Source organism: Nocardia brasiliensis ATCC 700358, assembly GCF_000250675.2.
Lineage (GTDB): Bacteria > Actinomycetota > Actinomycetes > Mycobacteriales > Mycobacteriaceae > Nocardia > Nocardia brasiliensis_B.
Genome location: NC_018681.1, coordinates 2,782,796 through 2,806,713 on the forward strand (window position 1 = coordinate 2,782,796; position 23,918 = coordinate 2,806,713).

The following is a 23,918-nucleotide window of genomic DNA, read 5'->3' on the forward strand; positions in this document are numbered from 1 at the left end:
CGCAGCTGCCATCCGGAACTACCTGCCGTTACAGTCGGCGGGGTGCGTACCCACCGGAAGTGCCTCGTCCTGTTCGCCGCACCCGCGCTCGTGCTCGCCGCCTGCTCGTCCGGACCGGACCAGCCCGACACGGTCGCCGGCCAGTTCGCCGACGCGCTGACCCGCGACGATGTCGCCGCGGCGGCGAACCTCACCGACGATCCGGCGAAGGCCACCGACACCCTGGGCAAGCTCTACGACGGCTTGGGCAAGGAGGTGAAGTTCGATGTCCGTGCGATCGACAAGAACACCTTCACCCTGGCCGCCACCTGGAAGCTCGGCAAGGACGGCAAGTCCGAGTGGACCTACACCACGACCGGTGCCGCGAACGACCGCGGCGACGGCTGGAAGATCGCGTGGAACCCGGATACGGTCGCGCCCGGTCTCGCGGCAGGACCGCTGACCTACAGCCCGGTCTACCCACAGCCCGCCCGAGTGCTCGATGCCAGCGGTGGGGATTTGATGACTCAGCAGGTGGTCACGCTGGTCACGGTGAGCCCCGGCGCCGACACCGGTGCGCTGGCGGGACTGCTGGGCCCGATCTCGCCGGGTATCACCGCCGCCTCGTTGCAGTCGGAACTCGCTGCGGCGCAGGGCAAGCCGATCACCGCGATCAGTTTGCGCGACGCGGATATCGCGCCGATCCAGGCGCAGCTGGCCGCGCTGCCCGGCGTCACGCTCGCCCCGCAGACCCGGCTGCTCACCACGGACAAGGCCCTGTCCTCGCCGGTGCTGTCCGGTCTCACCGAACTCTGGCAGCAGACCGCCGACGAGAACGCGGGCTGGGCGGTGCGCGCGCAGACCGCGCAGGGCACGCAACGGGTCGGCGGCCAGGACGCGAAGCCGACCACCGACATCGCGACCACCCTGAACATCGACCTGCAGCACGCGGCGGAGGCGGCGCTGGCACCGATCACCCAACCTGCCGCGATCGTCGCCCTGCAGCCCTCCACCGGCAACGTCGTCGCGGTCGCGCAGAACGACGCCGCCGACGCGCAGGGCCCGATCGCCCTCACCGGCCTGTACCCGCCGGGTTCGACGTTCAAGACGGTGACCGTCTCCGCCGCGCTCGAGGCCGGCACGGTGACCCCGGACACGGTGCTGCCCTGCCCGGGTGTCGCGACCATCGAGGGCCGCCGCATCCCCAACGACAACAACTTCGATCTCGGCTCGGTGCCGCTGCACACCGCGTTCGCGCGGTCCTGCAACACCACCATGGGCGCGCTCGCGGCGAAGCTACCCGCCGACGCGCTGACCGCCGCCGCCGCGCAGCTCGGGCTCGGCATCGACTACGTCACACCGGGTTTGACCACCGTCACCGGCAAAGTCCCGCCGGCCGGCACCCCGACCCTGCGCGTCGAATCCGCCATCGGCCAAGGACAAGTCACCGCAACGCCGTTCGGCATGGCGCTGGTCGCCGCGTCGATCGCGCACGGCTCGGCGCCCGCGCCGGCGATCGTCAAGGGCAAACCCGGCACCGCGGACAAGACGCCCGCGCCGTTGCCCGCCACGGTCGTCGAGCAGGTGAAGACGATGATGCGGGAGACCGTGACCGCGGGCACCGCCACGCAGTTACGCGATATTCCCGGGTTGCTCGGCAAGACCGGCACCGCGGAGTTCATCGACGACAAGCACGCGCACGGCTGGTTCGTCGGGATCGCCGACGACCTGGCATTTGCCGTGTTCATCAATGATGCCAACAGTTCTGGTCCTGCCGTCGACGCCGCGGGGCGGATGCTGCGCGCGGTGCGCTAGACCCCGCACCGTGATGTGGGCGCAGAATTCGCCCATGCTGAGGAGCGCGGAAGTTCCACGGCCCGCTACACTCGTCCCCGGACCGCGTCAGTAAGCAATAAGCGGGATGTCACGATTTCGAGAAGGTTCGGAGTAGGCGCCATCGATACCGGTCAGTTGATCGCGGAGCATTACCGCCTGGTCGAGCGGATTGGTAGCGGCGGCACAGGCGTGGTTTGGCGTGCCATCGACGAGCGCCTGCAACGCTCGGTGGCCGTCAAGCAGATCCACATCAAGCCGAGCCTGCCCGAGGCCGAGCGTGACGTGGTCCGGCAGCGTGCGATCCGGGAAGCCCGCAACGCGGCCCGCTTCCAGCATCCCAACGCGATCGTCGTGTTCGACATCACCGAGCATCAGGGCGACCCGTGCCTGGTGATGGAGTACCTGAAATCCAACAGCCTGGCCGCGGTGCTCTCCACCCAGGGGCCGCTGCCGCTGACCCATGTCGCCCGCATCGGTGAACAGGTCGCCTCGGCGCTGATCGCCGCGCACCAGGCCGGCATCGTGCACCGGGACGTCAAGCCGGGCAACATCTTGCTCGACGATCACGGCACCGTGAAGATCACCGACTTCGGCATCTCCCGCGCGGCGGGCGATGTCACGCTCACCGAGACCGGCTTGATCTGCGGTACCGCCGCCTATCTCGCGCCCGAAATGGCGCGCGGCGCCGACCCGACGCCCGCCTCGGACGTGTTCGCTTTGGGCGCAACGCTTTTCCACGCGTTGGAGGGTGAGCCGCCGTACGGCGCGAACGCCAACCCGCTCGCGGTGCTGTACGCCGCCGCCAACGGTCAGGTCAGCGAACCGCGCAACGCGGGCCCGGCCACGGATTTCCTGCTCGACCTGCTCAGCCCGGACCCGCAGGACCGGCCGACCATGCGCGCGGCGCTCGATCACCTCGCCGCCTTCGCCGACTCCGGTCCGGCGCCGGTCGCCGCCGGATTCGTGCCCGCCAGTGAGGCTTTCGTGCGCCGCCGCAACGGCGCGCCGGAATCGGCGACGCGGGCGCTGCGTCCGTCGGCGGTGTCGGGCGCGACGCACCATCCGGCCGAGCGGCAACTCCCGCCCGACCGGCAGCACGCGCCGGATCGTCAGGCCAGGCAGCGGCCCGCGCCGCGCCCGCCGCAGCACAACACCGCCGCGCACCCGCGCACCGCGACCCAGCCGCGCCCGGCGCCGCGCAAGTCCGGCAGCAAGCGCAAGGCCGTCCTGGTCGGCGCGCTGATCGGCGGGATCATCGCCGCCGTGGCGGTGAGCATCGCCGCGATGTCTCGCGAGGACACGAATCAGCCGGTGGTGCAGGCGAATCCGCCGAGCACGAGCGTGTCGAGCGGTGGCACCAGTTCGACCCCGGCCGCTGCCGCGGTGGGGAAGACCAAGAGCGTGGGCAAGGTCGACCAGCGGGCGGCGATCGACCAGGTCGTCGACTTCTACACCAACCTGTCCGATCTGGACCTCCCGGCGGCGTGGAAACGGTTGACCCCCGCGGCCCAGCAGGTCTACGGCAGCCAGCAGGCCTTCGAAAGCTACTGGACGAAGAACCGGCTCACCGGCTTCAACACCGTCGACACCGCCGACGGCGGCAGCGGAAGTGGCGACGGTTCGGTGGCGGTGAACGTGGCGAGTGTGACCTATGGCGGTCAGAACAAGTCGGTGACGCTGCGGATGATCAACTCCGGCAACGGATCCGCGTTGATCGACACCGACACGCGCTGAGTCGCGGGACGGTTTCGACAGGTGGCGGGCTATGTCGGCCGCTCGCCCTCGATCGGTCGCGAAGTGTGGTGCATCTCGTCGTCCGGAGAGGGCGAAGGTCACGAGGCCGTCCGTGGCCCGGATCCTCGACGCGGATCAGCGTGGCACGAACGGCGGCGGCGACGTGCAGCGAGGGTACCGACCCGGACTCACGGCTCTCGGAAACTTCTGGTCAGCTGATCACCAGGTAATGGTGGCGGCATCGGCCGAGAGCCCACCGCGAGGATTACCTGGTGATCAAATGACCAGCTCGGAATCATGCGAGGACCGCGACGGCCTCCACCTCGACGAAGTGTTCGGGGATGTCGAGGGCGGCGACGCCGATCAGCGTGCGGGGAGGTGCGGGGGTGACAGCCGAGTGGACCGGGCGGATAACCGGTGGCGTCGGCCCACTAGGCTGGTAGCTGCAACTTTCCTGTTGCGGATCAGCTGAGGACAAGGATCGACACCACATGACAACCCGCATCGAGCTCGCCCGCGTCGATTTGCGCGGTCGCACTCCCTCCGTTGCCGAGCTGCGCGCCGCGCTGCCGCGCGGGGGAGTCGACGTGGACTCGGTGCTGCATCAGGTGCGGCCGGTGGTGGAAGCGATCCGGGACCATGGCGTTTCGGCGGCGCAGGAGTACAGCGAGAAGTTCGACGGTGTGATCCCGGCCACGGTGCGGGTGCCCGCGGCCGAGCTGGAAAAGGCGCTGGCCGGCCTCGATCCCGCAGTGCGCGCCGCGCTGGAGGAGTCCATCGCCCGGGCCAGGAAGGTGCACGCCGATCAGCGCCGCACCGACAAGACCACCGAGGTGGTGCCCGGCGGCACCGTGACCGAGCGCTGGGTGCCGGTCGAGCGGGTCGGGCTGTATGTGCCCGGCGGTAACGCGGTGTACCCGTCGAGCGTGGTGATGAACGTGGTGCCCGCGCAGACCGCGGGCGTCGGTTCGCTGGTGGTCGCCTCGCCGCCGCAGGCGCAGTTCGGCGGCCTGCCGCACCCCACCATCCTGGCCGCCGCGCAGTTGCTCGGCGTCGACGAGGTGTGGGCGGTCGGCGGCGCGCAGGGCGTGGCGTTGCTGTCCTACGGCGGCGTCGACACCGACGGCGCGCAGCTGGAACCGGTCGACCTGATCACCGGTCCGGGCAACATCTACGTGACCGCGGCGAAGCGGCTGTGCCGCGGCCTGGTCGGCATCGACGCGGAAGCGGGCCCGACCGAGATCGCGATCCTGGCCGACGCCACCGCCGATCCCGGCCACGTGGCCGCCGACCTGATCAGCCAGGCCGAGCACGACGTGCTCGCCGCCAGCGTGCTCGTCACCGACAGTGCGGCGCTGGCCGACGCGGTCGATGCCGCGCTGACCCGGCAGCTGAGCGTGGTGAAGCACGCGCACCGGGTCACCGAGGCGTTGCGCGGCAAGCAATCCGGCACGGTGCTGGTCGACGATATCGAGCAGGGCCTGCGGGTGGTCAACGCCTACGCGGCCGAACACCTGGAGATCCAGACCGCCGACGCCGCCGCGGTGGCGGGCCGGGTGCGCAGTGCCGGTGCGGTTTTCGTCGGCGCGTACGCTCCGGTGAGCCTCGGCGACTACTGCGCCGGGTCCAACCACGTGCTGCCGACTGCCGGATGCGCAAGGCACTCTTCGGGTTTGAGTGTGCAGACGTTCCTGCGCGGTATCCACGTGGTGGAGTACACCGAGGCGGCGCTGAAGGATGTCGCCGGACACGTGGTGGCGCTGGCGAATGCCGAGGATCTGCCCGCGCACGGCCAGGCCGTGCAGGCGCGTTTCGAGGCGCTGTCATGAGCCGTCCCGCGACCGTGCCGGGGTCGGGGATCGGCCTCGGCGATCTGCCGCTGCGGGAGAACCTGCGCGGCAAGAAGCCCTACGGCGCACCGCAATTGACGGTGCCGGTGCAGTTGAACACCAACGAGAACCCGCACCCACCCAGCCGGGCCCTGATCGACGACGTCGCCGAGTCCATCCGGATCGCGGCCGAAGACCTGCACCGCTACCCAGACCGGGACGCGGTCGCGCTGCGTGCCGGGCTCGCCGAATACCTCACCCGGCAAACGGGTGTCGCGGTGACCGGCGACAACGTCTGGGCCGCCAACGGTTCCAACGAGATCCTGCAGCAGCTGTTGCAGGCGTTCGGCGGGCCGGGCCGCAGCGCACTGGGTTTCGTGCCCTCCTATTCGATGCACCCGATCATCTCCGAGGGCATCGACACCGAATGGGTCGAAGCCAAACGCAGCGCGGACTTCTCCCTCGACGTCGACTACGCGGTGGCCGCCATCGCCGAGCGTTCGCCGGACGTGGTGTTCGTGACCAGCCCGAACAATCCGACCGGACACAGCATTCCGGTGGCCGAGCTGGCACGGATCATCGAGGCCGCGCCGGGCATCGTGGTGGTGGACGAGGCCTACGGCGAGTTCTCCGCGCAGCCGAGCGCGCTCACCTTGATCGACCGGTTCCCGGCCAAGCTGGTGGTGACCCGCACGATGAGCAAGGCGTTCGCCTTCGCCGGCGGCCGCCTCGGCTACCTGATCGCCGCGCCCGCGGTGATCGACGCGATGCTGCTGGTCCGGCTGCCCTACCACCTGTCGGTGGTCACCCAGGTCGCCGCCCGCGCCGCACTGCGGCACGCGGACGAAACGCTCGGCAGCGTAGCCGAACTCGCCGCACAGCGAGACCGGGTGGCCGCGGCGCTGCGCGACCTGGGTTTCGACGTGGTGCCCAGCGACGCGAACTTCCTGCTGTTCGGCCGGTTCAGCGACGCGCCGCGCACCTGGCAGCGCTACCTGGACCACGGCGTGCTGATCCGCGATGTCGGCATTCCCGGCTACCTGCGCACCACGATCGGCCTGGCCGCGGAGAACGACGAATTCCTGAAGGTCAGCCGCATCCTGGTCGACACCGATCTGACGCCCCGATGAATCCGCCTGTGGAGGAAGCAATGACGAACCGAACCGCGCGGGTGGAGCGCATCACCAAGGAATCCAGCATCGTGGTGGAGCTGGACCTCGACGGCACCGGCAAGACCGAGATCGCCACCGGCGTCCCGTTCTACGACCACATGCTGACCGCGCTCGGCGCGCACGCCAGCTTCGACCTGACCGTGCGGGCCGAGGGCGATATCGAGATCGAGGCGCACCACACGGTCGAGGACACCGCGATCGTGTTCGGTCAGGCGCTGGGAAAGGCGTTGGGCGACAAGGCCGGTATCCGCCGCTTCGGTGACGCCTACATCCCGATGGACGAGACCTTGGCGCACGCCGCGGTGGACGTGTCCGGGCGGCCGTACTGTGTGCACACCGGCGAGCCGGAACACCTGCTGCACGCGGTCATCCCGGGCGCCGGCCCCGGCGCGCCGTATTCGACGGTGCTGAACCGGCACGTCTTCGAGTCGATCGCGTTGAACGCGCGGATCGCGCTGCACGTTCGCGTGCTCTACGGCCGCGACCAGCACCATGTCACCGAGGCCGAATTCAAGGCGGTGGCACGGGCTTTGCGCGCCGCGGTCGAACTCGACCCGCGGGTACAGGGCGTGCCGTCCACCAAGGGGACGCTGTGAGCCTGAAATCTGTTGCGCTGCTGGACTACGGCTCCGGCAACCTGCACTCGGCCGAGCGGGCGCTGGCGCGCGCCGGGGCCAAGGTGGAAGTGACCGCGGACCCTGAAATCGCTTTGGCCGCAGACGGTCTCGTGGTCCCCGGCGTCGGCGCGTACGCCGCCTGTATGGCCGGACTGCGTGCGGTGCGCGGGGAGCGGATGATCGGTCAGCGCCTCGCGGGCGGCAGGCCGGTGCTCGGCATCTGTGTCGGCATGCAGATCCTGTTCGAGCGCGGGGTCGAGTTCGGCGTGCAGACCGAGGGGTGCGCGGAATGGCCGGGCACGGTGGAACGGTTGGCCGCCCCGGTGCTGCCGCACATGGGCTGGAACACCGTCGCCGCGCCGGCCGACAGCATGCTGTTCGCGGGCATGGACGCGCAGACCCGCTTCTACTTCGTGCACTCCTATGCCGCGCAGACCTGGGAGCTGCCGCCCGGTCAGCATTTCGCCGCGCCCAAGCTCACCTGGGCCGAGCACGGCGTGCCGTTCCTCGCCGCGGTGGAGAACGGGGCGCTCTCGGCGACTCAGTTCCACCCGGAGAAGTCCGGCGACGCCGGCGCCCAGCTGCTGCGCAACTGGGTGCAGTCGCTCTAGGGTCAATTGGTCTCGGCCCGGTTGACCAGCCACCGGCCGTCCACGTTCACGACGGTGACCAGCAGCGACATCTTGTTGGTCTTGGGCATGCCCTCGGTGGCGTCGCCGGTCGTGGTCTGCACCACGGTGAGCGTGACGTCGGCCTGGTTCGCGTCGCCGGACACGACGCGGCAGTCCACCGAATTGACCTCCGCCTTGGTGTGATTGGCGGCGAGCGCGTCCAGGATCGTCGGCTTCGCCCGCTCGAATTCGTCGCGGAACCCGCCGGTGGTGACGTCGAGCATTCTTCCGGCGTGCTCGCCGAAGTTCGCGTAGTCGTAGGTGCCCGCGACCCGGCCGAATTCGCACCCGGCCAGCCGGGCTTCCTCGGGTGGTGCGGCCGCGGCGGTCGGCGCGGTGGCGATACCCACGAGGCAGCAGGCTGCCGAAAGGGCGGACAGGGCAGCAAGAGTCGAACGTGACATACGGGAACCCCAGGGAGAGTAGGGAATAGGCGATCGGAGTGAGCGCCGAGGCGAGACACTACCGGCCCGCGGGCCGGTCCGGTGCCCGTTGCCCGCGATCGCGGTCTCGGGGTAGACCCTGAGCGCCCTGCGCCGAATATCGGGGACCACAGCGGATTCGCGCGCGGATCCGGGCAACTGTCTCGGCCGGCTCCGTCGATCATGTGGTGGGCGTTCCGGGCACGGGCTAGATTGGCCGTCATGGCGATCGCGCGCGACGGGGCGCCGGACAGGCTCGGTGCTATGCCGACGCGACTGGTGGACCAGGTCGCGCTACTCGCCAATCGGGCGGCCGAACGTGCGCTGGACAGCACCGGTTCGCGGCGGCATCACTACGCGCTGCTCGCGGTGCTGGGTGAAACGGGCGCGGCCGGGCAGGCCGAGATCGGCAAGCGCACCCGGATCGATCGCAGCGATATCGTCACCGCGGTCAACGAACTGGCGGCCCGCGGCTTCGTGGAACGCGGGCCCGACCCCGGCGATCGCCGCCGCAAGATCGTCACGCTGACCGAGACGGGCGCGGCGCATCTCGCCGAACTGGACCGGCGACTCGCCGGGGCGCAGGAGGAATTGCTCACCGGGCTCGCGCCCGCCGAACGCGCCGAACTCGTCCGGCTGCTCACGCACATCCTCGATCGCCACCACCCGCCGCGGTGACGGGTGCGCCCATTCCCGCAGGCCGGAGGCGGGGCGCGGAGACTGAACGACTAGGCTGGCAAAAGTGAGTGAGCGGAGCGAACGAACCATCAACGCAGCGTCCGAGGCGGCGACGAAGCCGAGTGCCGGCGAGGCGCAGTCGTGAGTCTTGTGCTGCTGCCCGCCGTCGATGTCGCCAATGGCGAGGCCGTGCGCCTCGTGCAGGGGGAGGCCGGTAGCGAAACCAGCTACGGCTCGCCTCGCGAGGCGGCGCTGGCATGGCAGGAGGCGGGCGCGGAGTGGGTCCATCTGGTCGACCTGGACGCCGCCTTCGGGCGCGGCTCGAACCGGGAACTGCTCGCCGAGGTGGTCGGTGAACTCGACGTGAAGGTGGAGCTGTCCGGCGGTATCCGCGACGACGATTCCCTGGCCGCGGCGCTGGCCACCGGCTGCCACCGGGTGAACCTCGGCACCGCCGCGCTGGAGGACCCGATCTGGTGCGCCAAGGCCCTCGCCCAGCACGGTGAGCGGATCGCGGTGGGTCTGGACGTGCGGATCATCGACGGCGAACACCGGCTGCGCGGCCGCGGCTGGGTCAGCGACGGCGGCGATCTGTGGGAGGTGCTCGAGCGCCTGGAACGGGACGGCTGCACCCGCTACGTGGTCACCGACGTCACCAAGGACGGCACCCTCACCGGCCCGAACCTGGATCTGCTGCGTGAGGTGTGCGCCGCGACCGACGCGCCGGTCATCGCCTCCGGCGGCGTGTCCACCATCGATGATCTGATCGCGATCGCCGAACTGGTACCGGACGGCGTCGAGGGGTCGATCGTCGGCAAGGCGCTCTACGCGGGCCGGTTCACCCTGCCCGAGGCGCTGGCCGCGGTGAGATGAGCCAGGGTTCCCCGGCGCTGCCCGACCTCTCGGCGCTGCTCGGTATCGCGCGCGAAATCCTGGACTCGGTCACCTCGCGGTTCGTCGAGGGCGTCGGCGCGCCGAGCGCGGTGACCAAGGGCCGCAACGACTTCGCCACCGAACTCGACCTGGAGCTGGAGCGCACCATCTCGGCGCAGCTGGAGCAGCGCACCGGGATCGGCGTGCACGGTGAGGAATTCGGCGGACCGGACCTGGTGTCGGGCACCTCGTGGGTGCTCGACCCGATCGACGGCACCTTCAATTACTCGTCCGGGCACCCGCTTTCGGGCATGCTGCTCGCCCTGGTGCACGAGGGCGAGCCGGTACTCGGTCTCACCTGGCTGCCGCTGCTCGGGCAGCGCTACGCCGCCCAGGCCGGCGGGCCGGTGCTGCTGAACGGTCAGCCGCTGCCGCCGTTGCCGCACGGCAAGCTCGCCGAGGCGATGATCGGCTTCGGCGCGTTCAATGTCGATGCGCGCGGCCGGATTCCGGGCCAATTCCGGTTCGATCTGCTCGGCCCGCTGAGCAGGCTCTCCTCGCGGGTACGGATGCACGGCTCGACCGGAATCGACCTGGCGTTCACCGCCTCCGGGGTGCTCGGCGGCGCGATCGTGTTCGGGCATCACCCCTGGGACAACGCCGCGGGTGTGGCGCTGATCCGGGCGGCGGGCGGTGTCGTCACCGACCTGGCGGGGGAGCCGTGGACCATCACCTCGGGTTCGGTGCTCGCCGCGGCGCCCGGCGTGCACGAGGAACTGCTCGAGATGATCTGCACGGTCGCCGATCCGGCGACCGCGGAGGAAGGGTGAGGCAATGACGTTGGCGGTACGCGTGATTCCGTGTCTGGATGTCGACGCGGGCCGGGTGGTCAAGGGCGTGAACTTCGAAAACCTGCGCGACGCGGGCGATCCCGTCGAGCTGGCCGCGACCTATGACGCGCAGGGCGCCGACGAACTCACCTTCCTCGACGTCACCGCGTCGACCGGCGACCGCGGCACCATGATCGATGTGGTGACCCGCACCGCCGAACAGATCTTCATCCCGCTCACCGTCGGCGGCGGCGTGCGCACCGTCGACGATGTGGACCGGCTGCTGCGCGCGGGCGCGGACAAGGTGTCGGTGAACACGGCCGCCATCGCGCGCCCCGAGGTGCTGCGCGAAATGTCGGAGCGGTTCGGCTCGCAATGCATCGTGCTGTCCGTCGACGCGCGCACGGTGCCCGCGGGGCAGCCCGCGACGGCGTCCGGCTGGGAGGTCACCACCCACGGCGGTAAACGCGGCACCGGCATCGACGCGGTCGAATGGGCCACCCGCGGCGCCGAATTGGGTGTCGGCGAGATCCTGCTGAACTCGATGGACGCCGACGGCACCAAGGCCGGTTTCGATCTCGCGATGATCCGCGCCGTGCGCGCCGCCGTCACCGTGCCGGTGATCGCGTCCGGCGGCGCGGGCGCCGTCGAGCATTTCGCCCCCGCGGTCCAGGCCGGCGCCGATGCGGTCCTGGCCGCCAGCGTCTTCCACTTCGGCGAACTCACCATCGGCCAGGTGAAGGACTCCATGCGCGCCGAGGACATCGTCGTCCGCTAGTCGCGGAACCGGGTGCTGCCGGGATTTCGCGGGTCACCCGTTGATGTGCCGGACTCACCGAATCTTTTACCTGCCAGTGACTTTCGCTGAAGAATCGGCTGGTCGGTCGCTATGGTCGCGGTCGTTACTCGCTGTGGTTCCGCTGACTGTTGCCGGTGGATCGCGGCGGAGCTGAAGGGGCACAGCGGGTCTCGCCGAACGAGCACGACCCGCTCAGCCCTGGGGCCGAGCGGGTCGTCGGGTGCGTTCAGGCGCCTGCGGCCACTTTGAGCAGGACCGCGCCCGCGATGATCGCGGCGAAGGACACGACCTTGGGCAGGGTGATCTTCTCGTGGTAGACGAGCGCGCCGAGGATGACCGTGCCGAGCGCGCCGACGCCGGTCCAGATGGTGTATCCCACACCGACATCCAGGGTGCGCAGCGCCAGGCTCAGGGTGAAGATGCCGCCTGCCGCGGCGACCAGGGTGAAGACCGAGGGCCACAGTTTGGTGAAGCCGTTGGTCGCGTTGGTGCCGAGCGCGAACGCGATCTCGAAAACGATGGCGATGCCGAGAAAGAACCAAGCCATGACGAAAACTCCTGTGCTGGTGATGAAGTGGGGGATCAGGCGGCTACGGGCCGGGCAGCGCGAGCAGCGAAGGTGTCGGCGAGCTTCAAGCCGAGGACGCCGCCGATGATCAGAACGAAGGCGAGCACCTTCCAGACGTTCAGCGTCTCGTGGAAGATCACCGTGCCGAGGGTGACGGTGCCGACCGAGCCGATGCCGGTCCACACGGTGTAGCCCACCCCTACGTCGAGGGTGCGCAGCGCGAGGCTGAGGAAGAAGATGCCGCCCGCCGCGGCGGCCGCGGTGAGCAGGGACGGGCCGAGCACGGTGAATCCGTGCGTGGCGTTGGTCGCCAGCGCGAAGACCACTTCGAACACGGCGGCGATCAGCAGGTAGATCCAGGCCATCGGAACAGCTCCTTATTTGTATGTATATGCAACTAAGTTGCGTGAGGAGAAGTATGCATGTACAAATAATTTGTGTCAAACACGGTGCGGGACGAGGAGATGTGGAGTCGGCTGTCCGCCTTGTACGTCCAGGTGGAAGGCCGATTGGCGACGGCGGTGCAGCGGGGGCACGGGCTCGGGTTGTCGGAGTTCCGTGCCCTCGGGTTCCTGCGCGAGGCCGAGGACGGCGAACTGCGCATGCAGGACCTGTCGAACCGGCTCGGACTGAATCAGAGCTCGGTGACCAGGCTCGTCGGGCGGCTCGACGCCGCGGGCCTGGCCTATCGCGACCTCTGTCCGGACGATCGGCGCGGGGTCTACACGGTGATCACCGACGAGGGGCGGGCCCGATACGACGCGGCCCGCGGCACCTACCGCGACACGCTCGCCGCGGCCCTGGACGAATCCGACGACGACACCGTGGCCGCCCTGCGCCGGGCCCGGGTCTGAGCTTTGTTATAAACGGTCACATGAGTCTCGATCCCGCCATCGCCGCCCGGCTCAAGCGCAACGACGCGGGCCTGGTGTCCGCCGTCGCGCAGGAGCGCGGCACCGGCGACGTGTTGATGGTCGCGTGGATGGACGACGAGGCGCTGGCCCGCACGCTGGAAACCCGGAAGGCGACCTACTTTTCGCGATCGCGGCAGCAGTACTGGGTCAAGGGGGAGACCTCCGGCCACACCCAGTACGTGCACGAGGTCCGGCTCGACTGCGACGGGGACACCGTGCTGCTGGTCGTCGATCAAGAAGGCGCGGCGTGTCACACCGGGACGCACACCTGTTTCGATGCGGACGTGCTGCTCGCCGATCCGGCCTAGGTGCCGCGTTCCGCGGCGCCGCCGGTGTCGGGGCGGCTGAGCGAATCGGTCAGATGGTCCGCGAGCAGCTCGCTGAGTTCGGCGAGCTGAGCCGTCTGCTCCGGCGCCAATCCGTCGAAAACCATGTGGCGCACGGCATCCAGGTAACCGGGGGCCGCCTCGACCACCTTGTGGTAGCCGTCGTCTGTGAGTACGGCCTGCACGCCACGGCGCCCGGCGGTAGCCGAGCGTTGCGCCCAGCCCATCCGCTCCAGCTTCGACACCACATGCGAAAGCCGTGATAGCGATGCATTTGCCTTGTGTGCGAGGTCACTCATCTGCAGCCGATGCCCGGGTTCCTCGGACAGCAGGGTCAAAACCCAGTACTCGAAATGGGTAACCCCGGATTCTCGTTGCAGCTGCGTGTCCAAAGCGCCTGGTAGACGTGTCATCAGCGCAACAACCGCGCGCCAAGCTCGTTGTTCTACGGGGTCTAACCACTTCGTCACTGGTGTGCCTTCTTTCAAGCCAAGTGACGTGGTTTTGTTAGTAAGCCTAGCGATTATTGAAAAGCGTGTTCACAGTCACCCGTGACTCTGAGTTTGCCACGACTTCGCTCGACCGTCATGGAGTTGACAGGTGAGGTGAGTTCACTCACAGACCGCCGGGCCCGGTCATGGGTTTTGCCGCATCGGCGGGCGGGGTCGCTTGTGCATGTGCACGCTTCGGGTGCCGCCTGCGCCACCATCGCGAGACGGTGAGCGCCAGCACGGCAAGCCAGATCACGGCCGCGACGATCGCGCCGACCAGCGTCGCGCCCCGGAAGGCGGGCGCGTCGACGTCCAGAATCCGTTGTCCGGCATGGGCCGCGTTGCTGCCGCCGAGCACGATGGTCAGCGTCATCAGATTGGGAATCGCGACCAGCGCGGCGATCACCACGGCCGCGCCCGCCAGGAACCGGCCGGCCCGGCGGCGCCACACCCGCCCCGCGAACAGCAGCAGAAGCAGCGGGACAAGAGTGCACACGGCGCCGTAGACCAGCCCCCAGCCGATGCCCTTGGCGAAGCTGCCGTTGACCATCTCCGCGATCCGCTGCGCCCACCAGCGCGGAATGAACGCCGAGAGGATGAAGTAGGCGACGAACAAGAGGACGAGCAAAGCCAGCCCGCCGGCGATCCAGGTCCGCCACGCGGGCCCGCTCGATTTCTGCTCCAGCTGTCCGTCGGTCGCAGTCATGACCCCAGGGTAAGCCGGGTGCACGGCGGAAACGGGCTGATCTTCCCGGCGTTTCGGTACGTCCGTGCCGGGATTTGCCGCGGGCTTGCCTACTTCGCGCGCTCGCGCAGGAACTTCAGCGCTTCGTCGGCGTGCACGTTGGCCCGCAATTCGCCGGTGATGATCTTGCTGACGGTGCGGTCCTGGTCGATCACGAAGGTTTGGCGCTTGACCGGGGCCAGTTTGCCGAGCAGTCCGCGCTTCACGCCGAACTGCGCGGCGACCACGCCGTCCGGATCGGAGAGCAGGGGATAGCCGAGGCGCTGCTTGTCGGCGAAACCGGCCTGGGTTGCCACCGCGTCCGCGCTGATACCCGCGCAGGACGCGCCGAGTGCGGCGAAATCGGCGGCCACATCACGGAAGTGGCAGGCCTCCGCCGTGCAGACCGGCGTGTTGGCGGCGGGATAGAAGAAGAGCACCAGCGGACCGTTCGCGAGCAAGGCGTCGAGCGAACGGAGCGTGCCGGACTGATCGGGGAGCTCGAACTGGGGAGCGAGCTGTCCTGTCTGCATGAAAGAGACAGTACTGCGCCTGTGCCACCCGGGCGGGGCGGTGTTCGCGGCCCGCTGTGTCTCGCGTCGCAGCTGTCGAGCCTTGCGCCTGCGGCGCGTGCGCTTCGACAGCTGGGACGCGAGACGGGCCGCGAACGGCGCTCGCCGGACTCGCGCGTCCGTGCTGCGGTCCGACCGGAATCACACTCCGATGAGAGCCGCTACTTCCGGGTTCTTGACCTGCATGACGTCGAGGATGCCGTGGGCACGCAGGAACGGCTTGAGTTCCTTGAGCCGGTCGGCGTGCATGGCGTACTCGTCCGGAAAGTGGTTCCGGTCCAGTGATTCGAGCGCCTTCGCGTAGGTGACGAAGGTGGCTAGCGCGCTCTGCGCACCCGCCGCCTGCGCGGCCTTGTTCGACTGCAGTCCGACCATCCGTGGGGGCTGGTTGGGCGCACCGCCCGGGGCGGCGTGCCTGCCCTCCGGTTGCGAGGGGTACATCAGTTGACTCCTCTCGATATGGATACCGCGTGCGAGATGGAACGGAGCGAGTGTAGAGATGTCGATCACAGCGCCGCGCGTGGCATCGGAACCGGGCGGTTGCTTTTGTGAGGGAAGTGAACAGAGTCAGGGTGCGCGCGAAAAAGCGCTGGGGGTACCTGGGATGATGACCCTATGCACGGCGCGTCGACTCCCACCACCACGACCCGCGAACAGTTCCATCAGCTGGCCGCGGCCCATCGAGTGGTACCGGTGACCCGAAAGGTGTTGGCGGACTCCGAAACTCCGCTCTCCGCGTACCGCAAGCTGGCCGGCGACCGGGCGGGGACCTTCCTGTTCGAGTCGGCCGAGAACGGGCGATCGTGGTCGCGCTGGTCGTTCATCGGCGCGGGCAGTCCCTCGGCGTTGACCGTGGTGGACGGCGAGGCGGCATGGCTCGGCAACATCCCGGTCGACGCCCCCGCGGGCGGCGATCCGCTGGTGGCGCTGCGCGAGACGCTGCAACTGCTGCGCACCGAGCGGCTGCCCGGCCTGCCGCCGCTGACCAGCGGCATGGTCGGCTACCTCGGCTACGACGCGGTCCGGCGCATCGAACGCCTGCCCAACCTGGCCCTCGACGATCTGCAACTGCCCGAGATGGTGCTGCTGCTGGCCACCGACCTGGCCGCGTTCGACCACCACGAGGGCGCGATCACCCTGATCACCAACGCGGTCAACTGGAACGGCACCGCCGAACGGGTCGACGAGGCCTACGACGAGGCGCTGGCCCGCCTGGACCGGATGACCGAGGCCCTCGCGGCCCCCGCGCCCTCCACGGTCTCGGTGTTCGATCAGCCCGACCCGGAATACCGGCGCAAACGCACCACCGACGAATTCGGTGCCGGTGTGCGTCGCCTGGTCAAGGAGATCGAGGCGGGCGAGGCGTTCCAGGTGGTGCTCTCGCAGCGCTTCGAGATGGACTACGACGGGGCCCCGCTGGACCTGTATCGCATGCTGCGCGCCTCGAACCCGAGCCCGTACATGTACCTGCTGCACATCCCGGACGGCGACGGCGGCACCGCGTTCTCCATCGTCGGCTCCAGCCCCGAATCGCTGGTGACCGTGAAGGATGGCGTGGCGACGACCCATCCGATCGCGGGCACCCGCTGGCGCGGCGCCACCGAAGAAGACGACATCCTGCTGGAGAAGGGCCTGCTCGCCGACGAGAAGGAGAACGCCGAGCACCTGATGCTCGTCGACCTCGGCCGCAACGACCTCGGTCGGGTCTGCCAGCCGGGCACCGTGCGCGTCACCGAGTACCGGCACATCGAGCGCTACAGCCATGTGATGCACCTGGTTTCGACGGTGTCGGGCCGGCTCGCGGCCGGCAAGAACGCGCTCGACGCGGTGCGCGCCTGCTTCCCCGCGGGCACGCTGTCCGGCGCGCCGAAGGTGCGCGCGATGGAGCTCATCGAGGAACTCGAGCCCACCCGGCGCGGCGTCTACGGCGGCGTCGTCGGCTACCTCGACTTCGCCGGCGACGCGGACACCGCGATCGCCATTCGCACCGCGCTGCTGAAGGACGGAACCGCGTACGTGCAAGCGGGCGCGGGGGTGGTCGCCGACTCCGATCCCGAGTACGAGGACGTCGAGGCCCGCAACAAGGCCATGGCGGTGCTGCGCGCGATCGCCTCGGCGAAGACGGTCCGCGCGTTCGGCGCGGAGCCCGAGCCGACGAACGGCGACACCGCATGAGCGAAGCCGATCCGAGCCGAGCCGCCACGGATTCGAACGAGGCCGCGGCCGATTCGAGCCGAGCCGCCGGCGGTCCGAGCCGAGCCGCCGCGGATTCGAGCCAGGCCGCAGGGGATTCGAACCCCGCCGCCGATGTCCGGGCCGCTTCCGGCGCACCCGCCGCGCGACGCAAGTATCCGATCGGTCCGCTGGTCCTGCTGGCTTTCGCCGCCGCGGCGCTGTGGGGCGCCTCGCGGCTGACCTGGGTGACGGTCACCTCCGCGGACGGCCTCACCGAGCCGCGCACCGATCGCCTCAACGGCGGTGTCTGGTTCGGCGCGCTGACGCCGCTGGCGCTGGTGCTGCTCGCGTCCGTCGCGGCGGTGCTGGCCACCCGCGGCTGGTTGCGCCGGGTACTCGGGGTGCTCATCGCGCTGGTCGCCGCGGCCGCCGCGGTGCCCGCCTTCGCGCTGCTCACCAGCTCCGGGAAGATCGCCGAACGGGCCGCGACGCTGGCCGAACTGCCGGCCAGGGCGCAGGTAGACCAGGCCACGACCGCACCGCTGCCCGCGGTGCTCGCCCTGCTCGGCGCGGTGGCGGCGTTCGTGGCGGGCGCGCTGCTCACCCGGATGCCGCAGGACACCGCGCGCCTGTCCGGCAAGTACGACAACCCGGTGTTCCGGCGCGCGGCGGCCACCGAACAGGTCACCCAGCGCCGCGACGCGCAGGCGGGCGCGGAACCTGAGTCCGGCCGGCTGTCCGAGCGGGTGCTGTGGGACGCGCTGGACGCGGGCACCGACCCGACCGAAGACGCCGTGACCTCGGACCGGCGACCAGAAGCGGCGGACAAGGGCGAGGCGGGCGGTCGTGCCCGCTGAGATATCCGCGCGCGGCGACTGTGGTGGGCCCCACCTTGCGCGCGGATTGGTTGCCTGGTCCACAACAAGACCCGCCGAAAACGCGGCCGGTACGTCCATTTATTCTTGGTCAGCATCGGTGAGACAGCGCCTGGGGGGATTCTCAGGTAGCAAGTCCGTCTCCCCAGAAAGGATTCGAGCCAGATGACGGTACTCGACTCGATTCTCGACGGGGTCCGCGCGGATGTGGCCGCTCGGGAAGCCCTCCTCGATTTTCAGGCGATCAAGGCGGCCGCAGCGGCGGCGGCGAGCCCGCTCGACGCGCGCGCGTCACTCCTCGAAGACGGTATCGGCGTCATCGCCGAGGTGAAGCGGGCCAGCCCCTCCAAGGGCGAACTGGCCGACATCCCGGACCCGGCCAGCCTGGCCAAGGCGTACGAGGACGGCGGCGCGCGGATCATCAGCGTGCTCACCGAGGGTCGCCGCTTCCACGGGTCGCTCGACGACCTCGACGCGGTCCGCGCCACGGTGAACATCCCGATCCTGCGCAAGGACTTCGTCGTCGGCCCGTACCAGATCCACGAGGCCAGGGCGCACGGCGCCGACGTGATCCTGCTGATCGTCGCGGCGCTGGAGCAGGACGTGCTGTCCTCGCTGATCGACCGCACCGAATCGCTCGGCATGACCGCGCTCGTCGAGGTGCACACCGAGGAGGAGGCCGACCGCGCGCTGGAGGCGGGCGCGTCGGTGATCGGAGTGAACGCGCGCAACCTGAAGACGCTCGAGGTCGACCGTGACGTGTTCGCGCGGATCGCGCCCGGCCTGCCCACCGAGGTCATCCGGATCGCGGAGTCCGGCATCCGCGGTACCGCCGATCTGCTGGCCTACGCCGGTGCGGGCGCCGACGCGGTGCTCGTCGGCGAGGGTCTGGTGACCAGCGGTGATCCGCGGGCCGCGGTGTCCGAGCTGGTGACCGCCGGTACCCACCCGTCCTGCCCGAAGCCCGCGCGGCGGGGCCGGTGACGACGGTGAGCGGTCTACCCGCGGCCAGTGAAGGCGTCGCGCACCGCAGTGCGCACGAGCCCGACACCGGCGGCCACTTCGGCGTCTACGGCGGCAGGCATGTGCCCGAGGCGCTGATGGCGGTCATCGAAGAGGTCACCGCGACCTACGAGAAGTCCCGGCTGGACCCGGACTTCCTGAACGAACTCGATCGGTTGCAGCGGGACTACACCGGGCGGCCGTCGCCGGTGTTCGAGTGCACCCGGCTCGCCGAGCACGCGGGCGGCGCCCGCATCCTGCTCAAGCGCGAAGACCTGAACCACACCGGTTCGCACAAGATCAACAACGTGCTCGGTCAGGCGCTGCTCGCCAAGCGGATGGGCAAGACCCGCGTGATCGCGGAGACCGGCGCCGGCCAGCACGGTGTCGCCACCGCCACCGCGTGCGCGCTGCTCGGCCTCGACTGCGTGATCTACATGGGCGCCGTCGACACCGCGCGGCAGGCGCTGAACGTGGCGCGCATGCGCCTGCTCGGCGCCGAGGTGATCTCGGTGACCACCGGTTCGCAGACGCTCAAGGACGCGATCAACGAGGCGCTGCGCGACTGGGTCAGCAACGCCGACGACACCTACTACTGCTTCGGCACGGCAGCGGGCCCGCACCCGTTCCCGATGCTGGTGCGCGACTTCCAACGCGTCATCGGGCTGGAGGCCCGGGTGCAGGTGCAGGAGTCGACCGGGCAGTTGCCGGACGCGGTCGTCGCCTGCGTCGGCGGCGGCTCCAACGCCATCGGCATCTTCCACGCCTTCATCGACGACGCCGAGGTCCGGTTGGTCGGTTACGAGGCGGCCGGTGACGGCGTCGAAACCGGAAGGCACGCAGCCACGTTCACCGGCGGCACGCCGGGCGCGTTCCAGGGCGCGTACTCGTACCTGCTGCAGGACGAGGACGGCCAGACCATCGAGTCGCACTCCATCTCGGCCGGTCTGGACTACCCGGGCGTCGGGCCCGAGCACGCCTACCTCAAGGACATCGGCCGCGCCGAGTACCGCCCGGTCACCGACACCGAGGCGATGGACGCGCTGCTGCTGCTCAGCCGCACCGAGGGCATCATCCCGGCGATCGAGTCCGCGCACGCGGTCGCGGGCGCCCTGCAACTGGGCAAGGAACTCGGGCCCGGCTCGGTCATCCTGGTCAACCTCTCCGGGCGCGGTGACAAGGACATGGACACCGCGGCGCGCTGGTTCGGGCTGTTGGATGAAGGGGCAGAGCAGTCATGAGCGAGCGAATCATAGGCACAGCGTCCATGATGTCGACGGAGCCGAGCGTCAGCGAGGCGCAGTCGTGAGTCAGCAGTCTCGCCTTGCGAACACCTTTGCCGCCGCGCGCGGTGAAGGGCGGGCCGCGCTCATCGGCTACCTGCCGGCGGGTTACCCCGATCTGGCCGGTTCCATCGAGGTCTGCCGCACCATGGTCGAATCCGGTTGCGACATCGTCGAAGTCGGCGTCGCCTACTCCGACCCGGTGATGGACGGCCCGACCATCCAGGCCGCGGCCGATCAGGCGCTGCGCGGCGGGGTGCGGGTGCGCGACGTGTTCTCCGTCGTGGAGGCGATCACCGGGGCCGGCGGTCAGGCGGTCGTCATGAGCTACTGGAATCCGGTGCTGAAGTACGGCGTCGACCGTTTCGCGCGCGATCTCGCCGCGGCGGGCGGGGCCGGAATCATCACGCCCAACCTGATTCCCGACGAGGCCGACGACTGGTTCGTCGCCTCGTCCACGCACAACCTGGACCGCATCTTCCTGGTCGCGCCGTCCTCCACCGAGGAGCGTCTGGTGAAGACTTTGGAGGCGTCGCGCGGGTTCGTCTACGCGGCGTCGACCATGGGTGTCACCGGTGCGCGCGACGTGGTCTCCTCGGCGGCGCCCGCGCTGTGCGCGCGGATCCGGGCACACTCCGATATCCCGATCGGCGTCGGTCTCGGCGTGCGCTCGGGTGCGCAGGCGGCCGAAATCGCCTCCTACGCAGACGGAGTCATCGTCGGCTCGGCCTTGGTGAGTGCCGCGGGCGAGAGCCTGGACGCGGTGCGCGCGCTGACCGCCGAGCTGGCCGAGGGCGTGCGCTCGGCGACCGTCGCGTCGTAGTCCCGAGGAGTTCCGCGGCAGAGTTCTGCGGGCTCCTCGGCGCTCGTCGCCGCGGACGTGACGGCTCCCCAGTAGGCCGCCACGGTGCGGTGGTTCCAGCGCGCTGCGCGATCTCCGCTACGGTGGCCCCGTGACCTTACGAGTCCTGGCGTACATTCCCAGCCCCCCGCAGGGCGTGTGGCACATCGGTCCCTTCCCGCTGCGGGCCTACGCGCTGTGCATCATCCTCGGCATCATCGTCGCCATCTGGTGGGGCGAGCGGCGGTGGCGCGCTCGCGGCGGGCAGCCCGGCACCATCCTGGACGTCGCGATGTTCGCGGTGCCGTTCGGTCTGGTCGGCGGCCGGCTGTATCACGTCGCCACCGACTGGCAGAAGTACTTCGGCGCCGACGGCGACCCCAAAGCCGCACTGGAGATCTGGAACGGCGGCCTCGGCATCTGGGGCGCGGTGCTGCTCGGCGGCGTCGGCGCCTGGATCGGCTGCCGGGTGTATCGAATCCCGTTGCCCGCCTTGGGCGACGCGATCGCGCCGCCGATCCTGCTGGCCCAGGCGGTCGGCCGGCTCGGCAACTACTTCAACCAGGAGTTGTACGGCCGCACCACCGAATTGCCGTGGGGCCTGGAGATCTACTTCCGCTACGACGACAACCTGAAGCCGGACGCGATGAACGGCGTCTCCAACGGCGTCGTCGACAAGGTCGTGCATCCGACCTTCCTGTACGAACTGCTCTGGAACGTGCTGATCGTCGTGCTGCTCGTGCAGCTGGACAAGCGCTACCGGATCGGGCACGGCCGGCTCTTCGCGCTCTACGTCGCGGGTTACAGCTTCGGCCGCTTCTTCGTCGAGCTGATGCGCGACGACGAGGCCACCAAGATCGCGGGCATCCGCATCAACTCGTTCACCTCCGCGCTCGTATTCCTCGCCGCCATCGCCTATTTCGTGTTCGCGACCAAGGGCAGGGAGACGGCCGAACAATTGCAGCCCGCGACCGGGCAGCGCCCGTGGCCGTGGCAGATCGGTGCGTTGCGCGCGGCGGCGGCGTCCGGCGCGGGCGCGGGTGCCGTTGCGCTGAGCAAGGATTCGGCCGACGAGGCGGCGGAGGCGTCCACCGAGTCCGCGGACGAAGCTGCTACGGGTGACGAGCCGGAGATCAGCGATGCGGCAGGGGACGCCGCCGAGGCCGAGCCGGGTGCGACCGAAGCTGCTTCGACGTCCACCGGCAAGGCAGACGGGGCGACTACTACGGACGCCACGGCTGAGACGAGCGAGTCGACCGCCACCGACGCTGCTTCGACGTCCACCGGCAAGGCCGCCGAGGAAACAACCGCCGCGGATACCGCGGCTGAGACGAGTGGGGCGACCGCCACCGACGTCGCCTCGAAGTCCAGTGGCAAGGTCGGCAAGACCACCGCCGCGGGCAAATCGGACGACTCCGCCGAAACCGCGCCCGCCGACAACTCTTTGTCGAAGGGCACCTCGAAGGACGCCACGGATACCGGCAAGTCCTGACCACCGCGGTGCCGCTGTGAGTACGGCGGCACCGCTCACGTCGGCGCGCACCCGACGTCACCGGCCGATCTCGGCAAGTCTGGCGCGGCGCGGTCCCGCTGTGGGTGGGGCGGCACCGTCTCTGTCGGCGTGCAGCCGACGTCCTCGACGGATCTCGGCAAGCCGGTGCGGCGCGGTGCCGCTGTGGGTGGGGGCACCGTCTGTCGGGGTGCCCCCGAAATTCTCGACCGATCCCGGCAAGACCCGTGCGGCGCGGTGCCGCTGTGCCTGCGGCGGCACCGCCCGCCCGTTTGCCCCGAATTTTCCGTAGCGGATAACGGAACTGTGGCACCGGCGATAATTCGGGAGAATGCCCCGAACGGTAAGGGGGCGACAAAATACGTCGGCCCGGCCAGAATGTCTCGTGATCGTCGCGAGCAGCTTCCCGCTCGGCGGATGGATCCATGCCGGGGGCCGATGAGGGAGCGCCCCGGACGACTCAGGAGGACTTGTCAGTGACCGACCCCTACCAGCAGAACCCCGGTGCCGGCGGCCCGCAGTACGGCCCGCCCGGTACGGGTCCGGACCTGAACAAGCCGCAGGACACCGCAGGCCAGCCGCAGTACGGCCAGCCCGCCGATGCTTACGCGCAGCCCGCTGATCCGTACGCGCAGCCGCAGTACGGTCAGCCCAACCCGTACGGCCAGCAGCCGGGCGGCTACCCGCCCGCCGCCTACGGCCAGCCGCAGGGCTACAACCCGAACGATCCGGAAGCCCCGTTCGGTCGCGACCAGTTCGGTGTGCCGTTCTCCGAGAAGCAGAAGCTGATCGCCGGCCTGTTGCAGATCTTCCTCGGCGCGTTCGGCGTCGGCCGTTTCTACACCGGCTACACCGGCATCGCCATCGCCCAGATCGCGGTCACCTGGCTGACCTGTGGTGTCGGCGGCATCTGGCCGCTGGTCGACGGCATCCTGATGCTGGTCGGCAAGGTGCCCGACAGCGACGGTCGCCCCTTGCGCGACTGAGCCATCCGATCGAGAAGGCGGGCACTTCCGGGTGCCCGCCTTTTTGTTGCATCAGGTCAGGTCGACCCTGCCCGGGAGGGCTCGTGCCGAAGACGAAGGACCCGGCGCGACGGAAGCAATAGGCTCCGATCCAGCCCGGCTGATCGACGCGCAGATCCGGTTGGACCGTACAACCGTTTCGCGCACCATGATCGATATAGGGTTCTTCGCA

26 protein-coding genes are annotated in these 23,918 nt (G+C 69.6%); 19 read left to right on the forward strand and 7 right to left on the reverse strand.

Translation table 11 applies throughout. The features are described 5' to 3' along the window. Positions 1 to 42: 42 nt before the first annotated feature. The 6 genes from O3I_RS12470 (at position 43) to hisH (ending at position 7,778) form a co-directional block, all read left to right on the forward strand. Positions 43 to 1,794 carry a penicillin-binding transpeptidase domain-containing protein gene (locus O3I_RS12470; RefSeq protein WP_014983276.1) on the forward strand — a complete coding sequence of 584 codons (1,752 nt, stop codon included), beginning with the start codon at positions 43 to 45 and terminating at the stop codon, positions 1,792 to 1,794. A 156-nt stretch (positions 1,795 to 1,950) separates the two neighbouring features. Continuing rightward, a complete protein-coding gene (locus O3I_RS12475; RefSeq protein ID WP_014983277.1) occupies positions 1,951 to 3,549 on the forward strand; it encodes a serine/threonine-protein kinase in 1,599 nt (532 codons plus the stop codon). A 491-nt stretch (positions 3,550 to 4,040) separates the two neighbouring features. Then, entirely contained in the window at positions 4,041 to 5,378 is a 1,338-nt protein-coding gene (gene hisD, locus O3I_RS12485; RefSeq protein WP_014983279.1) for a histidinol dehydrogenase, read from the forward strand. Next, on the forward strand, positions 5,375 to 6,508 hold the full coding sequence (locus O3I_RS12490; RefSeq protein WP_014983280.1) for a histidinol-phosphate transaminase: 1,134 nt from the start codon (positions 5,375 to 5,377) through the stop codon (positions 6,506 to 6,508). The genes hisD and O3I_RS12490 overlap by 4 nt, the downstream gene beginning before the upstream one ends. A gap of 20 nt (positions 6,509 to 6,528) precedes the next feature. After that, positions 6,529 to 7,146, forward strand: a complete 618-nt coding sequence (gene hisB / locus O3I_RS12495; RefSeq protein ID WP_014983281.1) for an imidazoleglycerol-phosphate dehydratase HisB — start codon at positions 6,529 to 6,531, stop codon at positions 7,144 to 7,146. Beyond that, positions 7,143 to 7,778 (forward strand): imidazole glycerol phosphate synthase subunit HisH, encoded by a 636-nt coding sequence (hisH, locus tag O3I_RS12500; RefSeq protein ID WP_014983282.1) that lies wholly within the window; start codon positions 7,143 to 7,145, stop codon positions 7,776 to 7,778. Before hisB ends, hisH begins: the two co-directional genes overlap by 4 nt. 2 nt (positions 7,779 to 7,780) lie before the next feature. On the opposite strand, the gene O3I_RS12505 is transcribed toward hisH, so the two are convergent. Further along, entirely contained in the window at positions 7,781 to 8,188 is a 408-nt protein-coding gene (locus O3I_RS12505; RefSeq protein WP_014983283.1) for a hypothetical protein, read from the reverse strand. Positions 8,189 to 8,482: 294 nt separating this feature from the next. Here O3I_RS12505 and O3I_RS12510 point away from each other — a divergent pair, with 294 nt between their 5' ends. From O3I_RS12510 to hisF, 4 genes are all read left to right on the forward strand, one after another. Further along, positions 8,483 to 8,938, forward strand: a complete 456-nt coding sequence (locus O3I_RS12510; RefSeq protein ID WP_014983284.1) for a MarR family winged helix-turn-helix transcriptional regulator — start codon at positions 8,483 to 8,485, stop codon at positions 8,936 to 8,938. Positions 8,939 to 9,079: 141 nt separating this feature from the next. Further along, positions 9,080 to 9,811: a bifunctional 1-(5-phosphoribosyl)-5-((5-phosphoribosylamino)methylideneamino)imidazole-4-carboxamide isomerase/phosphoribosylanthranilate isomerase PriA gene (gene priA, locus O3I_RS12515; protein WP_014983285.1), complete on the forward strand. Its 732-nt coding sequence runs from the start codon at positions 9,080 to 9,082 to the stop codon at positions 9,809 to 9,811. Further along, positions 9,808 to 10,641 (forward strand): inositol monophosphatase family protein, encoded by an 834-nt coding sequence (locus O3I_RS12520; RefSeq protein ID WP_014983286.1) that lies wholly within the window; start codon positions 9,808 to 9,810, stop codon positions 10,639 to 10,641. Before priA ends, O3I_RS12520 begins: the two co-directional genes overlap by 4 nt. A 4-nt stretch (positions 10,642 to 10,645) precedes the next feature. Next, a complete protein-coding gene (gene hisF / locus O3I_RS12525; protein WP_014983287.1) occupies positions 10,646 to 11,419 on the forward strand; it encodes an imidazole glycerol phosphate synthase subunit HisF in 774 nt (257 codons plus the stop codon). 247 nt (positions 11,420 to 11,666) lie between these two features. Here hisF and O3I_RS12530 read toward each other — a convergent pair whose 3' ends face one another. Further along, positions 11,667 to 11,987, reverse strand: a complete 321-nt coding sequence (locus O3I_RS12530; protein WP_014983288.1) for a DMT family transporter — start codon at positions 11,985 to 11,987, stop codon at positions 11,667 to 11,669. A gap of 35 nt (positions 11,988 to 12,022) precedes the next feature. Beyond that, positions 12,023 to 12,373, reverse strand: coding sequence for a DMT family transporter (locus O3I_RS12535; protein ID WP_014983289.1), 351 nt, complete (start codon positions 12,371 to 12,373; stop codon positions 12,023 to 12,025). A gap of 72 nt (positions 12,374 to 12,445) precedes the next feature. On the opposite strand from O3I_RS12535, the gene O3I_RS12540 reads away from it, so the two are divergent. Both O3I_RS12540 and hisI read left to right on the forward strand, forming a co-directional pair. Beyond that, entirely contained in the window at positions 12,446 to 12,862 is a 417-nt protein-coding gene (locus O3I_RS12540; protein ID WP_014983290.1) for a MarR family winged helix-turn-helix transcriptional regulator, read from the forward strand. 20 nt (positions 12,863 to 12,882) lie between these two features. After that, on the forward strand, positions 12,883 to 13,230 hold the full coding sequence (gene hisI / locus O3I_RS12545; RefSeq protein ID WP_014983291.1) for a phosphoribosyl-AMP cyclohydrolase: 348 nt from the start codon (positions 12,883 to 12,885) through the stop codon (positions 13,228 to 13,230). Here hisI and O3I_RS12550 read toward each other — a convergent pair. The 4 genes from O3I_RS12550 to O3I_RS12565 form a co-directional block, all read right to left on the reverse strand. Then, positions 13,227 to 13,661 (reverse strand): MarR family winged helix-turn-helix transcriptional regulator, encoded by a 435-nt coding sequence (locus O3I_RS12550; protein ID WP_081593970.1) that lies wholly within the window; start codon positions 13,659 to 13,661, stop codon positions 13,227 to 13,229. The genes hisI and O3I_RS12550 overlap by 4 nt on opposite strands. A 202-nt stretch (positions 13,662 to 13,863) precedes the next feature. After that, entirely contained in the window at positions 13,864 to 14,445 is a 582-nt protein-coding gene (locus O3I_RS12555) for a hypothetical protein (RefSeq protein ID WP_014983293.1), read from the reverse strand. 89 nt (positions 14,446 to 14,534) lie between these two features. Continuing rightward, the gene (locus O3I_RS12560) at positions 14,535 to 14,996 is read right to left on the reverse strand and encodes a peroxiredoxin (protein WP_014983294.1); all 462 of its coding nucleotides are present in this window, start codon (positions 14,994 to 14,996) and stop codon (positions 14,535 to 14,537) included. A 180-nt stretch (positions 14,997 to 15,176) separates the two neighbouring features. Continuing rightward, positions 15,177 to 15,476: a hypothetical protein gene (locus O3I_RS12565; RefSeq protein WP_014983295.1), complete on the reverse strand. Its 300-nt coding sequence runs from the start codon at positions 15,474 to 15,476 to the stop codon at positions 15,177 to 15,179. A 174-nt stretch (positions 15,477 to 15,650) separates the two neighbouring features. Between O3I_RS12565 and O3I_RS12570 the strand changes: the two genes are divergently transcribed. From O3I_RS12570 to O3I_RS12600, 7 genes are all read left to right on the forward strand, one after another. Then, positions 15,651 to 17,210: an anthranilate synthase component I gene (locus tag O3I_RS12570; RefSeq protein WP_014983296.1), complete on the forward strand. Its 1,560-nt coding sequence runs from the start codon at positions 15,651 to 15,653 to the stop codon at positions 17,208 to 17,210. Beyond that, a complete protein-coding gene (locus O3I_RS12575; RefSeq protein ID WP_014983297.1) occupies positions 17,207 to 18,067 on the forward strand; it encodes a TIGR02234 family membrane protein in 861 nt (286 codons plus the stop codon). The genes O3I_RS12570 and O3I_RS12575 overlap by 4 nt, the downstream gene beginning before the upstream one ends. Positions 18,068 to 18,250: 183 nt before the next feature. After that, positions 18,251 to 19,069, forward strand: coding sequence for an indole-3-glycerol phosphate synthase TrpC (gene trpC / locus O3I_RS12580; protein ID WP_014983298.1), 819 nt, complete (start codon positions 18,251 to 18,253; stop codon positions 19,067 to 19,069). Further along, positions 19,066 to 20,328 carry a tryptophan synthase subunit beta gene (gene trpB, locus O3I_RS12585; protein WP_014983299.1) on the forward strand — a complete coding sequence of 421 codons (1,263 nt, stop codon included), beginning with the start codon at positions 19,066 to 19,068 and terminating at the stop codon, positions 20,326 to 20,328. The genes trpC and trpB overlap by 4 nt, the downstream gene beginning before the upstream one ends. A 64-nt stretch (positions 20,329 to 20,392) precedes the next feature. After that, positions 20,393 to 21,193 carry a tryptophan synthase subunit alpha gene (trpA, locus tag O3I_RS12590; RefSeq protein WP_014983300.1) on the forward strand — a complete coding sequence of 267 codons (801 nt, stop codon included), beginning with the start codon at positions 20,393 to 20,395 and terminating at the stop codon, positions 21,191 to 21,193. A 130-nt stretch (positions 21,194 to 21,323) separates the two neighbouring features. Next, positions 21,324 to 22,703, forward strand: coding sequence for a prolipoprotein diacylglyceryl transferase (lgt, locus tag O3I_RS44470; RefSeq protein ID WP_051066582.1), 1,380 nt, complete (start codon positions 21,324 to 21,326; stop codon positions 22,701 to 22,703). 494 nt (positions 22,704 to 23,197) lie between these two features. Next, positions 23,198 to 23,707, forward strand: a complete 510-nt coding sequence (locus O3I_RS12600; protein ID WP_014983302.1) for a TM2 domain-containing protein — start codon at positions 23,198 to 23,200, stop codon at positions 23,705 to 23,707. Positions 23,708 to 23,918: the final 211 nt, after the last annotated feature.

Excerpts from the sequence above, each read along its gene's own strand:
- hisD (WP_014983279.1), top strand. The coding sequence starts at position 4,041 with ATGACAACCCGCATCGAGCTCGCCCGCGTCGATTTGCGCGGTCGCACT.
- O3I_RS12490 (WP_014983280.1), top strand. The coding sequence starts at position 5,375 with ATGAGCCGTCCCGCGACCGTGCCGGGGTCGGGGATCGGCCTCGGCGAT.
- hisB (WP_014983281.1), top strand. The coding sequence starts at position 6,529 with ATGACGAACCGAACCGCGCGGGTGGAGCGCATCACCAAGGAATCCAGC.
- O3I_RS12510 (WP_014983284.1), top strand. The coding sequence starts at position 8,483 with ATGGCGATCGCGCGCGACGGGGCGCCGGACAGGCTCGGTGCTATGCCG.
- O3I_RS12520 (WP_014983286.1), top strand. The coding sequence starts at position 9,808 with ATGAGCCAGGGTTCCCCGGCGCTGCCCGACCTCTCGGCGCTGCTCGGT.
- hisF (WP_014983287.1), top strand. The coding sequence starts at position 10,646 with ATGACGTTGGCGGTACGCGTGATTCCGTGTCTGGATGTCGACGCGGGC.
- O3I_RS12530 (WP_014983288.1), bottom strand. The coding sequence starts at position 11,987 with ATGGCTTGGTTCTTTCTCGGCATCGCCATCGTTTTCGAGATCGCGTTC.
- O3I_RS12535 (WP_014983289.1), bottom strand. The coding sequence starts at position 12,373 with ATGGCCTGGATCTACCTGCTGATCGCCGCCGTGTTCGAAGTGGTCTTC.
- hisI (WP_014983291.1), top strand. The coding sequence starts at position 12,883 with ATGAGTCTCGATCCCGCCATCGCCGCCCGGCTCAAGCGCAACGACGCG.
- O3I_RS12550 (WP_081593970.1), bottom strand. The coding sequence starts at position 13,661 with ATGACACGTCTACCAGGCGCTTTGGACACGCAGCTGCAACGAGAATCC.
- O3I_RS12555 (WP_014983293.1), bottom strand. The coding sequence starts at position 14,445 with ATGACTGCGACCGACGGACAGCTGGAGCAGAAATCGAGCGGGCCCGCG.
- O3I_RS12560 (WP_014983294.1), bottom strand. The coding sequence starts at position 14,996 with ATGCAGACAGGACAGCTCGCTCCCCAGTTCGAGCTCCCCGATCAGTCC.
- O3I_RS12565 (WP_014983295.1), bottom strand. The coding sequence starts at position 15,476 with ATGTACCCCTCGCAACCGGAGGGCAGGCACGCCGCCCCGGGCGGTGCG.
- O3I_RS12570 (WP_014983296.1), top strand. The coding sequence starts at position 15,651 with ATGCACGGCGCGTCGACTCCCACCACCACGACCCGCGAACAGTTCCAT.
- O3I_RS12575 (WP_014983297.1), top strand. The coding sequence starts at position 17,207 with ATGAGCGAAGCCGATCCGAGCCGAGCCGCCACGGATTCGAACGAGGCC.
- trpC (WP_014983298.1), top strand. The coding sequence starts at position 18,251 with ATGACGGTACTCGACTCGATTCTCGACGGGGTCCGCGCGGATGTGGCC.